The organism is Tychonema sp. LEGE 07196, from assembly GCF_963890365.1.
In the GTDB taxonomy this organism is placed as follows: domain Bacteria; phylum Cyanobacteriota; class Cyanobacteriia; order Cyanobacteriales; family Microcoleaceae; genus Microcoleus.
In genome coordinates, this window is the sequence record NZ_CAWPRX010000017.1 from 89,979 (window position 1) to 103,383 (window position 13,405).

Consider the following 13,405-nt stretch of genomic DNA (forward strand, 5'->3'; position numbering starts at 1 on the left):
ATCGAAATTTGATTTTAATTAAAAACTAAATAGCCTCATCCATATTGGAATAGCGAACAATAACGTGACGCAGCCGATGCCGATCGCACTTACGGCAAATTTGCGATCGAGATTGAAAACTTCTGCCAGCAAAGTAGTATCACAAGCCGGAGACATTACCATTTGCAGCACTAGCGAAAGTCGCGGCGCGCCCCCGATCCCAACAAACGTTAATCCCCTGCCAATTACCAAAGAAATCAACAGAATTTTAATCGCCAGACAAGCCAGAACTTGTTTGATATTGTGCCAAGAATTCAACTTGCTCAACTGCATTTCAATCGCAATCAAAGATCGACTAATTACAGCCCGAGCACCTGTTGTTAACAATGCTTTGAGCAGCACGGGCGGAACCACCCACTGATTGTGCGATCGTTTTTTAACATACAATTTGAATACCGCAACAGCTTATGGGGATTGCCTTACAAAAACTAAGTATTAATGCTTATTTTAGCTAATCGTATAATTTTTGGCAAGGGCCTTGACAGTGACAAAAGCGCGTGTCAGGATAGTGTTGAAGAATCAATCAACACAGGTGAGAACGATGGCACGGCAAGCAAAACAATCATCTCAAGTCAAAAGTTCCAGCAGCCAAGCAGCCTCCAATACTCGCACCAAATTTACCCTCTACAATTTTGCCGGAAACGAAAAAGCATTTTATTTGGTCGATCGCACAAATCTCGAAAGAACACCAGGCGATATCCCAGAAAAATCCGTCGCCCACAGCATCATCATTATCGATCGATCCGGCTCAATGTATTATGACTTAAAGCCGCTGAAAGAAACCCTAATCAAGCTTTTGACCTTAGACGAATACAACAATTACCAGCTAATAATCAGCTTAATTTCCTATGCTGACAATGGGGACGTGATTTGTCACTTCCAGCGAATTCCGATTCAAGAAGTGATGAAGTTTGACTCTCAATATATCAAAGCCATTCAAAAAATACACACCGCTGGCTGTACCTGCATATCGCAGTCGATGGAACTCGCTAAATCTCTGGTGAAAGCGCCAGAAGTGACAGCAATTAATTTGCACACAGACGGTTATGCAAATGACCCCAGTGCTAATTCTGAATCGGCAAAGCTAGCAGAAATTTGTGAAGAACTCAAAGACATGGATGTCTTTGCAAATACCATATCCTATGGCTGTGCTGACTTCAAACTGCTCTCCAAAATTGCCAACACCTTATCGGGAAATTGCATCCGCGCTGGCGAAGTGAAAATGGTTTATGATGCTCTTTACGACAGCACGAAACTGTTAGGCGGTTCCGTTGCGCCACCGCTGGAAGAACCGTTAATTAACGAATACGATTATCAAGTTTTTGTTTCTAAAAGCGGCAAGAAAATCAGCGGTTCGTCGAGTACGCTGAAAATTTGCGGGCTGAAAGCAGACGATATGGGAATGTTTTACAAATATCAAAAAGTCGCCAAAGAAGAGTATGACAAAGTAGATGTTCCCGTTGCTCAAACTGATGATTCGGTGTTTGCTTTTGCGAAAGCTAACCTCGCTGACGGCAATTTAAATACGGCGAAGTACGCGCTGGCGAGCACCTTCGACGCGACTTTGACGGAAAAACACGCAAAAGCTTTGACAAACGCCCAAATAGCGGAGTTTACGGAAGATTTGGAACAGGCTGTTTTTGCGCCTGATGTGTTGCAAAATCATCAAATTGGCGATCGGGTAAAAGTCAGCGACAAAATTTCCCTGCTGGAGTTAGTCAAAATATTAGAGGAAAACAGCAACAGCATCATCATCAACTTGAAACACTTGCAAGAAAACTATCAGCGCAAAGGTTTAAAGCGAGTTGAAGGAAAGCGCGACGAAAACGGTAACATTGTCAAGCCTTGGCTGAAAACTGAATTCTTAGATGGCGGCGAATACGTGCGGATGGGTTCATTTGCGATCAATCAAAATACCGCTACCATCAATATGCTGATTGCCCGAAAAGTTAAGCTGGTAAAAGTTGAGGATGGAAGTGCGATCGCAGAAGTTGCAGGAATTCTGGTGACAGACCTCAATACTTTCAACAATTATACCATTGTCAGCGACGGCGAAGTTAATATTAAGTCGCTGCGAACCAAAATCAGCAGTCAACCAGTGTTTGACTTGCTTAACAAATGCGGTGTACTGGAAAAAGACGGCTCACCTGTGGCAGAATTTGACTTCCATGCAGAGTATGATATTAAATTAGCAAGTTTGCCGTTAGTTCCTTTTGACGGGCGTTACAGCAGCCTTGACGGAGTGTTTGAAGAACTCGCAAACATTAAAATTATCTCCAGCATTCTTTCGGCTCATTTGAAGGAAGAATCCGAGGCTTATACGGCCCAACAATTGGAAGAATTGAAACAGCATTATCTGTCGAAAAGCCTTTACATCAACTTTCCGACGACTACGGAATATACGGAATTGAAAAGTGCGATCGCCAACGGTGAAGTAGATTCGCGAGTCAGCTACAAAATCGACATCGGCAGCAAAAACATCCTCAACTTCGGCAAATTCCACTCAGCCAACAAATTTCTCGATCGCCTTTACGAAGTTTACCACAAAAACACCGGCGAAAAACTAGCAAAACCAACATTTGAAATCACCTTAGACGAGCCTGTCGTCTTCGCCCACAAAACGCTGTCATCCCGAACAAAAATCACCAAAGTTGACGACTTGATGAAACTGATTTTCGATGAGTTTCTGGGGTTGGAGGATAACGGAATTGTTAGCGCTACCTTAGCAAAAGTCGGTGCCGATAGTCTGCTGCGGCTTTTGCAAGCAAAATGGCAGGGAGAAGATGTCAAGCGAAACGAGTTTGTAGCAGCTTTAACCCGTGCAAACGAGCAACTAGAAGCTTATGCTAACAAAGTGTATGGCGAAAAAGTTTCCCCGTTGGTTTTCTACATCGGTTCGACTGGACTTATCCCCGATGAAATGGAGGCAAAAGCGGCGACGGCGGATGAACTCAGCTCTAAGTATGGCAACTTACAATTTTCTAAAGATGAGCAAGAGGGGATGTTTTTTGAAGTCGGCGACTGCATTATTAGCGTCTACGCTAAAAATGAGTATTTCACGGTAAGGAAGTAGGATTTAGGGTGGGCATTATTTGCCCACCTTGCTCAAATATGGCGGATTGAAATGAACTGCAAAGGCGTAGTCGATGCTAACCAATAAGGTAAAAAAATATGGATACACCACCACTGCCACAACCCCAACTCGATCGCACACCGATCGATTTCGATCAATACGCAGCCTACACACCAGAAAAACTAGAACTGTGGGATGGTTTCTATAACTATGGAGGGCAAGACTTGACAGGTTTTTATCTTGCAGTATTGGCAAATATGGGGTTACGGAACGCTGTGCGCCATGTACCGCTTTCACTATGGCTTGAGGCAATTCAAGAGTTAGCTTTGCAAAATCCTAAACTCAATTTTGATACTGAGATTGGGGAAGCTATGCTGAACCGCTTGAATCGAGGATTGGAAGATTTGCAAGCAGTTGCGGAGTATTTGGAAGAACAAGGTTAATTGCGATCGGTACAAACAGCAAAAACGAAACGCTATTCGTTTATTGTATCAGGTGCGTCGCTGTAAAATTATCGATCTTTCTTTGGATATTTTTCATGGCGACGCACCCTACGACTTAAAACGGGATTTCCTCATCTTCATCTTCCACAGTCTTCGCCGTCATCCGCCAACTGGTAATATAATCAATTTTCACATCAATTTTGTTAATCGCATCCCCTAACTGCCTTTGAATGTATTGAGTCAGCGTCACCATAAAATCCAACTCAACTCCCGCAGATAGCGCAAGTTTTGCCAACCTAGCAAAATCTACCTTCAAAATCGAAGAACTAGATAACTTAAAATGAGGAGTATTGCCCTTATTTTGCACCAACATTGCTTTTTTAATCCGCTCTTTCAGATGCTCAACTTCTGAATCCAGCAGCTTCCATTCAGGCAAAATTTCTTTGTACCTTTCCCCCAATGCTGTGAAATCCTCAGTCTCCGGTTGCGGCACAACTTTCTTAGTAGTTGATTTTCGACCCTGCTTGATTGTAGAATTCAACCGCCAACTAGCAATATCTTCAACTGCCAAAGATGGATCGGCGATGACTTCCCCTAACTGTTTTTGAATTTCTTTTGTCAGCGTCACCGGAAAATTCAACTCAATTCCCTCAGCTTGCGTTAGTTTCGCCAGCGTCATAAAATCAACTTTCATCGCTATCGAACTGGAAAGCTGAAAATAAGAACTATCTTTGAGATTTTGCGCCAGCATCCCCGCTTTAAATCGTTCCTTGACTTCAGCAATTTCTGCATCTAGGGGCTTCCACTGAGATTCTATTTCCTGATATTTTTCCCCCAAGGCGGTCAAGTTTTCTGTGGCGGGATCGGGGTAAGATTGGGCAAGGATTTCTCGCAGGCGCTGATGCACTTTCGCTAAATAAACCGCGTCCATTTTGGCATATTCTAGCTGCTTCTGCGTCAGGGGACGCTTTGCCCAATCGCCGCTTTGTTCTGTTTTATCTACATAAGCAATGCCGCAAAGTGTTTCGATTAATGTTTTGAGTTGTCGGTTGGGTAATGGCAGAATGTAAGCTGGAATCTTTCTCGCCATTTGCAACGTGCAAGTGACATTTTGAGCGTCGTCATTGCCCAGAAATCTGATGTCATAGCTGGCGTTGTGCAATACTTTTTCAATATTTGGATTTACCATGATTTGGCTGATGAAATTTTTTGCCAATTCAGGTTTGTCTAATACATCTAGTAAAAACGTGGCATCTCCTGTCGCATCGGTGGAGTCTGCTAACACTTGAATCAGAGATAATCTGGGGTTGGATTTATAGTCTGCTATTTCTGTGTCAACCCACAGAATTTTAGCTTGGGAAAATTGAGAAATGACTGCTTTGATGTCGTTTGCTGCTGTTAAATAAGGCATTTTTACAGACTTTTACTATTAAATTTAGACTTATATTATGCTATAGCAATTATCGTGTCAATTGTCAATGATTGAAGTGCCGGACACAGGTAAACCTCAGAAACCCGGTTTCTTTCTCGATTTCTCGTTACTAAATACAAAACTCGCAGAAACCGGGTTTCTCGCCTCCAGTTAAACTAGAGACGCATATACCTCAGAAACCCGGTTTCTTCTTAGATTTCTCGTTACTCAACACAAAACTCGTAGAAACCGGGTTTCTCGCCTCCAGTTAAACTAGAGACGCATATACCTCAGAAACCCGGTTTCTTCTTAGATTTCTCGTTACTCAACACAAAACTCGTAGAAACCGGGTTTCTCGCCTCCAGTTTAAAAAAAGAATGCGATCGCACTATTGAGGATTCCCGCGAACTTCCTCTAAGAACCAGTTGCCTACTTCTGTATTGTCCGTCTGGCGACTGCGGCGCAAACCTTCCTCTAATAAAGTAACTTTTAGCCCCGGCAAAACTTGAGATTCCGTCAGACGTTCGCTACCACGGTTAGCAATTATTTTGAAAGCAATAACTTGCGCTTTTTGTACGTCTACTACCCAATACTCAGACACTCCTAATTCTTCATAAATCATTCTTTTTGTTCCCAAATCGTCAACAAGAGAACTGTCGGCAATTTCAATTGCTAAATCTGGGGAAACTGCGCTATCTAAATTCACTACCGAACTGCCGCGAGGTGCCATTTGTACCCGGTCTCCGATGTAGTAAGAAGCATCAGGTTGAGCGCCTCTGACACCTGTTTTGGCGTAGCTACAGTTGACCAGCAGTCTCATTTTTATACCTTTAGCAATGCCAAATAAATTGATTAAGATGACGATAATTCCGTTGTCATCAGCATGATCTGCCCCGACTGCTGCCATTTCAATCCTCAACTGTCCGTTGTAGTAGTAGCATTTTGCTCGATCGTACTCCGGCTGTTTAATAATTTCTATATATTCATCCCAAGTCGCTGTAACCCAGGTATCAGTTAGTAGTTTGGTTTGGAGTTGACTCATCATTACCTCACCGGAAAAAATATTTGACTTTTGAGGGAAAACTTCTGAGTAGGGGCGATCGCACTTTTAGCATTCAACAGCAGTAAGGTGCACCGCAGCGCACCCTACAAACTATTAACCTATGACTCCTCTGTCGCTTCCTCAGATGCCGATTCTTCGATCGACTCTTCGCCCGAAGCCGGCACCAAAGCCACAGCTACAATCGAATCATCCTCATCCAACCGCTGCACCCGCACGCCCGTTGCAGTGCGCGATTGCGTGGAAATTGCACTCACAGCCTGACGGATAATAATACCTCGGTTGGTAATAATCATCAACTCATCATTGTCGTTGACAATTCGCAGCGCAGCCACGTAATCCTTAGCCTTTTTCGACTTGAATTTAGTAGCAGTCAATCCCTTGCCAGCGCGTCTTTGCAGGCGGAATTGAGAAACTGGAACCCGCTTGCCGTAGCCGTTGCTAGTGATTACCAACACCGAGGGAACTTCGCTGCTAACTGCGGTAATTTCTTCGGCATCTTCGCCTTCAATTTCCTCAGCTTGCAGTTCTAATTCTTCCTCTTCAAATTCCACATCTTCAGCTTCTAATTCAGCAATTTCTGCTCCTTCAAATTCCAATTCTCCCGATTCTAGCAGAGCAGCTTCTGCTCCTTCAAATTCCGATTCTCCCGTTACCAATTCAGCAATTTCGGCAATAATTGAACTCGGTAAAATGTCCATGCTGATCAGCTCGTCGCCCGATCGCAATTTCATTGATTTTACACCCCGAGTCGCGCGGCCTACCGGGCGCAACTGCTCGTGATTGGTGCGGAAATGAATCGCCATACCTTGGCGCGTGCCGATGATAATGCTGTCACCAACTTTTGCTCTCCGCACCCAGCGCAGTTGGTCGCCTTCTTCCAGAGAAATCGCGATCAAACCGTTAGTACGGATGTTGCCAAAAGCAGAAAGTGCGGTTTTCTTGATATAGCCGCCGCGAGTTAGCATCACCAAATATTCTTCGCTAGTAAATTCTGTCACTGACACCATAGAAGTGATTTTTTCTTCTATAGGAATCGGCAGCAGTTGCACCACGGGAGTGCCGCGAGCAGTCCGGGAACAGACGGGGATTTGATAAGCTTTGACAGAGTAAACTACGCCCCTGTCGCTGAAGAACAAAACGCTGTCGTGATCGCAACAAGAAAGGAAATGTTCTACTCCGTCATCTTCCTTCATTTTCGCGCCTGCTTTGCCGCGAGTAGCGCGACTTTGGGCCTCGAAAGTGCTGATCGGCATCCGCTTGATGTAGCCTTGTTCTGTGATCAGAATAATTGCTTGTTCGTTGGCAATTAAATCTCTTTCATCGATTTCTCCTTCGGCGTGTTCGATGACGCTGCGTCTAGGAGTGGCGATTTTGGTTTGGATTTCGACTGCTTCAACTTCGGCGATTTCTAAGATGCGTTCCCGGCGCGCTAAGATATCTTCCAAATCTGCAATTTTAGCTCGCAGTTCTTCGTGTTCTTGCTGAATTTTTTGCGCTTCCAAGGCTGTCAAGCGCCGGAGCTGCATTTGCAGAATTGCGTCGGATTGCTGTTCGGAAAGACCGTAATTATCGATCAATTCCTGTTTGGCTGCTGCGGAGTCGGCAGCGGCGCGAATTAGGTGAATAATTGCGTCTAAGTTGTCTAGGGCAATTAATAAACCTTGCAGGAGATGGTCGCGTTCTTCTGCTTTGCGGAGTTCGTATTGAGTCCGACGAGTAATTGTTTCAATGCGGAAGTCTAGGAAGACATTGAGGAATTGTGAGAGCGTCAGTAGTTGGGGTTCCCCATTTACTAGCGCTAACATATTGGCTCCAAAGTTTGATTGGAGCGGTGTTTGTTTGTAGAGGTTGTTGAGGACGACGCGGGGATAGGCATCGCGTTTGAGTTCGATCACGATCCGCATTCCGTCTCTGTCGCTTTCGTCGCGAATGTCGGAAATTCCATCTAATCTTTTGTCGTTTACCAGTTCGGCAATTTTCTCGATTAGCGCTGCCTTATTTGTTTGGTAAGGCAATTCGGTGATAATAATTGCTTCTTTGTCTGGGCGGCCGACGTGTTCGATGGTTTCAATGTTGGCAACTCCGCGCATGGTAATCGAACCGCGCCCGGTGGTGTAAGCATCGCGAATGCCGCCTCTGCCGAGAATTTGCCCTCCGGTGGGAAAGTCCGGGCCGGGAATGTACTGCATCAATTCCAGGTCGGTAATTCCTGGATTGTGGATTAGCGCTATTAAACCGTCAATTATTTCGCCCAAGTTGTGTGGCGGAATGTTGGTGGCCATCCCGACGGCAATTCCAGAGGAACCGTTGAGCAAAATTTGGGGGATGCGTGCGGGGAGCACGAGGGGTTCTTGTTGGGAACCGTCGAAGTTGTCGCCGAAATCTACTGTTTCCGAGTCGATGTCGCGCAGCATGGAGTCGCTAGTCAGGGCTGTGAGGCGACATTCGGTGTACCGCATGGCAGCGGGCGGGTCGTTGTCAACGGAGCCGAAGTTGCCGTGGCCGTTGATCAGGCGTTCCCGCATGGAAAAATCCTGAGCCATCCGCACTAGGGCGTCGTAAACCGCTGTATCTCCGTGGGGGTGATACTTACCGAGCACCTCCCCGACGACGCGGGCGCATTTGCGGAATGGTCGATCGGGAGTCAAGCCCAATTCGTTCATGGCGTAGAGAATGCGTCGGTGAACGGGCTTGAGACCGTCCCTCGCATCTGGTAGCGCCCGACCGACTATTACGCTCATGGCGTATTCCAAGTACGATCGGGACATCTCACCACCCAGATCCGTCGGGATTATCCGCGACTCAGAGATACTCATAGGTTGAAAAACTCCGTTAAAACTTTAAATTTGACCGCTATAAATCTCAAAAATGCGATAAAATCGATTTGGATTCAGTAGAGCTGCCAAATATTGCAAATTACTCCTAAAATTATATCACAATTTGCCTTTGAGTTTAGGGGCAAGTTGCCAGAAAAATTAAGGGACGAAACAAGGGAAATTCGTAAGTTGGTAGTTGGTGATTTAGTCATCAATTTTCCTGAGCTAGAAAGGGTTTTTTAGGCGAGCGGCTTTCATGCTTTGGTGAGTTTTTTTGAGTGCTATCTAAAAAATGAAAAAAAAGCATCGATCGCGTCAGCTTTAATGGGTGCTATCGAGAGTTTGCAGAGGGTTAGATCTAGAAGCGAGTTCTCAATAGCGCGCATTAAGAAAAAATCCTTTGACCAAGCCGCAAATACTCCCAATTAAAATGGTTGCTTGGACGCAATTAAAGTTTAAAAAAGCTTTGTATCCAATTCAAGCAAACTAAAAACCTAAAATCTAAAATCTAAAATCTAAAATCTAAAATCTGCCGATGCTACCCGTCATCTACTCCCCTGATTTTTTGCTGCACAAGACTGGAATGCTTCACCCAGAGCGACCAGAACGTTTAACGGCGATCGTCAATGCTCTGAAAGCTGCCCCTTGGGCCGATCGCCTTGACTGGCAACTGCCGGAGCCAGTGGCGCAGCGCCAAACAGAATTGTTCTCGGCGCTCAAAAAAGTTCACGCGCCAAGATACATCAAAGAAGTCGAACATTTGTCTCTTCAAGGAGGCGGCTACCTCGACGGCGATACGCCGATTTCTGCTGAAAGTTACGATGTAGCGCTGCTGGCGGCGAGTGCTTGGCTCGATGGGGTCGATCGAGTATTGGCAGGAAACGCACCAGCTTTCGTGCTGGCCAGGCCGCCGGGACACCATGCCGAAAACAATCGCGCGATGGGTTTTTGTTTGTTTTCCAATGCTGCAATCGCAGCGAAGTACGCCTTGGAACAGCCGGGAGTCAACCGCGTCGCCATCCTCGACTGGGACGTGCACCACGGTAACGGCACTCAATCCGTGGTGGAAAACTGCCGGAAAATTGCCTACTGTTCCCTGCACCAATCTCCCTGCTATCCGGGAACTGGAGATGCCGACGAGCGCGGCAGCTACGACAACGTGCTGAACATTCCGCTGTATCCCGGCAGCGGTATAGCTGAATATCGGAGCGCTTTTGAATCTCTTGTGGTGCCGTTTTTGTCAAATTTTCAACCAGATTTGTTGATTGTCAGCGCCGGTTACGATGCTATTGTCTCGGATCCGCTGGCGAGTATGAATCTGGCCCCGTCAGATTTCGGTACTTTTACCGGATATTGCTTGCAAATCACCAGCCGCCTCGTCTTTGGTTTGGAGGGGGGTTATGCGCTCAAAGAATTGGCCGAGTCGGTGGTGGCGACTATTGACCGATGCCTCAATTAAATGCAAAATTGACAGAGGCGAAAATGATGTTGAAAACGGATTAGTAAGGGATTGAGAGCAATGGCGATCGGCGGAGTTTTGTCGATCGCCCGATCGGCCCTCTTCCCTCTCCCCTCTTCCTTCTTCCTTCTTCCTTCTTCCTTCCTTCTTCCTTCTTCCTTCTTCCTTCTTCCTTCTTCCTTCTTCCTTCAACATCAGTGACTGGGATCACAAATTAAAAAGATCCGAGTCACAGGGTTTCAAAGTCTAGGTCACAGATTTGTAGCCTAAAAATCACACGGTGTCAATGTTTTCGATCGCCCAAATAGGCCCTTGTACAAAGCATAATAGATATATCAGGAGCCTGTGAAAATTTTATTTATCTCAATCAATTAAGAGGTTTATCATGTCAGTTACCCAAATGACACTCGAAGAATTATTTGGTCAAGTCATGTTTTCCAGCGTCGTGACTCGCCACGACCGGAGACAGCTCAGATCCGCACTCTTAGAAAGAACGCTGAATGAAGATGAGTATGCCATCATCAACCGACTGCTGTACAACGTGCGCCGCGGTTGGGTAAAAATTATCGACTAAAGACACCGCAGTCAACTCTCGTTTGGGAGTTAATACTACTTTCGATTTCGATTGGGGCATTGAAGATTAAAGAATTGGGAATGACCGATCGCTATCGGAGTTGATATCGGGGGCTTCATCATTATTTGGATTGTTTGGGTAAGTGGTTAAAAGTAGAACTTACCACCTGCGGAAGTTTTGGTTTTTTACTGGGATAGACAGTTTGATGTGTTTGAGAGCGGTGTTAATGATTCAAATCGCGATCGACATCAACCTAGAGGTAGAGATAATTATATAAGAACAGGCTTCGGGTGCATCTCTACTAATTGAATAATCTTGAATTTTGAGTAACTAACTAAGAAGTTATAGTTAACTCAATTTTTTTTGATAAAAACATCAATCAACGAGAAAAGAAATCAGAGCTGGTGCATAAATATTAAAGAAACCGGGTTTTGGACAGGGATTAAAGGTTGAGATGCGCGGGTTCGTTAAAAAAAACCAGTTTCTGCCTCGGCGCATCAATATTAAACAAATTGGGTTGTGGAGAGGGATTAAAGGTTGAGATGCGCGGGTTCGCCAAAAAAATCGGTTTCTATGGAGACTTGGGCTTTGAATTTCGAGATTCCGGCAAATCAAGCCCAGAAGTGTCAAAATATTAACAACCAGTTCATCCTTAAAATATATGGCTCCCGCCGTTTTAATTGAAAATCTTCAGAAACGCTACGGCACTGTAGAAGCCGTTAAAGATGTTTCCTTCAAGGTAGAACCGGGGGAAATATTTGGTTTGCTAGGGCCCAACGGTGCTGGTAAAACCACTACCCTGCGGGTACTTTGTACTTTAACATCGCCAGACAGCGGACGCATTGAAGTGTCTGGCATTTCTGCTGTCAGCCAGCCGAGAATTGCCAGACAAAGACTCGGCTATGTCGCCCAAGAAGTTGCTCTGGATAAGGTGCTGACTGGGCGGGAACTCCTGCAACTGCAAGCGGCGCTTTACCATTTGCCGCGCCACACGATTAAAGGGCGGATTGACGACATGGTGAAACTCCTCGGTTTGGAGGAGTGGGAAAATAAAAAGACGGGCACTTATTCCGGCGGTATCCGCAAGCGCTTGGATTTGGCTGCTGGGTTGCTTCACCAGCCGGATGTTTTGGTGTTAGACGAACCGACTGTGGGGCTCGATATTGAAAGTCGGGTTGTGGTGTGGGATTTCCTGCGCCGCTTGCGAGAGGAAGGTACTACGGTTTTGATTACGAGTCATTATCTCGAAGAAGTGGATGCTTTGGCCGATCGGGTGGCGATTATTGACAAGGGTACGGTGATTGCACAGGGCACGCCGGAGGAGTTGAAAAATCGGGTTGGGGGCGATCGGGTGACTCTGCGGATTCGGGAGTTTTCGCCACTGGAAGAAGCCCAAAAAGCCCAAGCTTTAATGGAATCTCTGCCTTTTGTACAGGAAGTAATTATCAACAGCGCCCAAGGAAATTCTCTCAATTTGGTAGTGAGTGCCCAAAGTGACGCGCTGGTGACAATTCAGCAAGCTTTGAAAGATGCGGGACTTCCTACTTTTGGGATTGCTCAATCTCGGCCGAGTTTGGATGATGTGTATTTGGCTGCGACTGGTAAAACTTTGTTGGATGCGGAGTTGGCTGCTGCTAGCAACCGCGATTTGAAGGCGGAACAAAAGGCAGCGATGCGATCGTAATTTGAGGGAAGAGAAAAGTTCGTCAGAAACAGGCAAGATGCCTGTTCCACAAAGAGTGAATTTTCTTGTGGAACAGGCATCTTGCCTGTTCATAAACGAGATAAATCGATATTTAAGCTGGATTTGATATCATACATCTAACACTTGCTCTGCTGTCAGCGCTAATTCTGGGAAAGTTCGAGATATAATGCGCTCAGTGCCTCGGTAAGCAGTCATTTGATAAACCCCATTTTCATCAAGTAGATAAACAAAAACAGTCGGTTCTTTCGGGTTTCCCAAATAGTTTCTGCTTCCCAAAGCTAAATAATCGACAATCCAATATTCAGGAATTCCCAGCCGCTGATATTCATCCAGCTTGTCGATATAATCATCTTCCCAATTTGTTGAGACAACTTCTACCACTAATTGTGGGGGTTCAGTTAGGGCTGAATAGGCGAATGGCTGCGATTTCCAGACGGTTTTGTCTACTACAGTAACATCAGGATGGCGGCCTTGTTCTTTACCATTCGGGGTTAAAGTTCTCAGCATAAATCTGCCAGATACCCTGTAATTGAGCGGGACGAGATCGACTTCTCTATCAAATTGTTTGATTAGAAAATCGGCAACATCCTCATGTAGTCTTATTGGTAATATTCTCACAATTTCTCCATTCACAAGTTCATAGCGGCCCTCTTCATCGGGAAGTTGCTTTACAAATTGCTCGAAACTGAGCATTTGCTTAGGTTGAATACGAGTTGCGGTCATGGTTTTCTCTCATTTAGCTAGATTAGGACTTACGATGCTGGCCCAGAAACCGGTTTTTTTTACAGAAAGATGCATTACACACCGTAAGTTCGGTAAAAA

General features: G+C 45.4%; 11 protein-coding genes. 5 read left to right on the plus strand and 6 right to left on the minus strand.

Features of this window, described 5'->3' with window-relative positions; translation table 11 throughout:
- Nucleotides 1-18: 18 nt before the first annotated feature.
- Complete coding sequence (locus tag AACV78_RS02500; protein ID WP_228042053.1) at nt 19-426, minus strand: AEC family transporter; 408 nt, start codon at nt 424-426, stop codon at nt 19-21.
- Nucleotides 427-580: 154 nt separating this feature from the next.
- Between AACV78_RS02500 and AACV78_RS02505 the strand changes: the two genes are divergently transcribed.
- Nucleotides 581-3,112 carry a vWA domain-containing protein gene (locus AACV78_RS02505; RefSeq protein WP_194008042.1) on the plus strand — a complete coding sequence of 844 codons (2,532 nt, stop codon included), beginning with the start codon at nt 581-583 and terminating at the stop codon, nt 3,110-3,112.
- Between the two features lie 98 nt (nt 3,113-3,210).
- Nucleotides 3,211-3,555: a hypothetical protein gene (locus tag AACV78_RS02510; protein WP_194008041.1), complete on the plus strand. Its 345-nt coding sequence runs from the start codon at nt 3,211-3,213 to the stop codon at nt 3,553-3,555.
- Between the two features lie 115 nt (nt 3,556-3,670).
- Here the strand turns inward: AACV78_RS02510 and AACV78_RS02515 are convergent, their stop codons facing one another.
- The 3 genes from AACV78_RS02515 to gyrA all read right to left on the minus strand — a co-directional run bounded on the left by AACV78_RS02515 (nt 3,671) and on the right by gyrA (nt 8,845).
- Nucleotides 3,671-4,966: a ribonuclease D gene (locus AACV78_RS02515; protein ID WP_194008040.1), complete on the minus strand. Its 1,296-nt coding sequence runs from the start codon at nt 4,964-4,966 to the stop codon at nt 3,671-3,673.
- Between the two features lie 388 nt (nt 4,967-5,354).
- Nucleotides 5,355-6,011 (minus strand): Uma2 family endonuclease, encoded by a 657-nt coding sequence (locus AACV78_RS02520; RefSeq protein ID WP_339383437.1) that lies wholly within the window; start codon nt 6,009-6,011, stop codon nt 5,355-5,357.
- A gap of 116 nt (nt 6,012-6,127) precedes the next feature.
- Entirely contained in the window at nt 6,128-8,845 is a 2,718-nt protein-coding gene (gene gyrA, locus AACV78_RS02525) for a DNA gyrase subunit A (protein WP_194008039.1), read from the minus strand.
- A gap of 535 nt (nt 8,846-9,380) precedes the next feature.
- Between gyrA and AACV78_RS02530 the strand changes: the two genes are divergently transcribed.
- Nucleotides 9,381-10,304 (plus strand): histone deacetylase family protein, encoded by a 924-nt coding sequence (locus tag AACV78_RS02530; RefSeq protein ID WP_194008038.1) that lies wholly within the window; start codon nt 9,381-9,383, stop codon nt 10,302-10,304.
- A gap of 40 nt (nt 10,305-10,344) precedes the next feature.
- On the opposite strand, the gene AACV78_RS02535 is transcribed toward AACV78_RS02530, so the two are convergent.
- On the minus strand, nt 10,345-10,515 hold the full coding sequence (locus AACV78_RS02535) for a hypothetical protein (protein ID WP_194008037.1): 171 nt from the start codon (nt 10,513-10,515) through the stop codon (nt 10,345-10,347).
- A gap of 174 nt (nt 10,516-10,689) precedes the next feature.
- Here AACV78_RS02535 and AACV78_RS02540 point away from each other — a divergent pair, with 174 nt between their 5' ends.
- Entirely contained in the window at nt 10,690-10,878 is a 189-nt protein-coding gene (locus tag AACV78_RS02540) for a hypothetical protein (protein WP_194008036.1), read from the plus strand.
- Nucleotides 10,879-11,539: 661 nt separating this feature from the next.
- Nucleotides 11,540-12,562 carry an ABC transporter ATP-binding protein gene (locus AACV78_RS02545; RefSeq protein ID WP_194008035.1) on the plus strand — a complete coding sequence of 341 codons (1,023 nt, stop codon included), beginning with the start codon at nt 11,540-11,542 and terminating at the stop codon, nt 12,560-12,562.
- A gap of 129 nt (nt 12,563-12,691) precedes the next feature.
- On the opposite strand, the gene AACV78_RS02550 is transcribed toward AACV78_RS02545, so the two are convergent.
- Nucleotides 12,692-13,306 (minus strand): Uma2 family endonuclease, encoded by a 615-nt coding sequence (locus tag AACV78_RS02550; protein ID WP_194008034.1) that lies wholly within the window; start codon nt 13,304-13,306, stop codon nt 12,692-12,694.
- Nucleotides 13,307-13,405 lie beyond the last annotated feature (99 nt).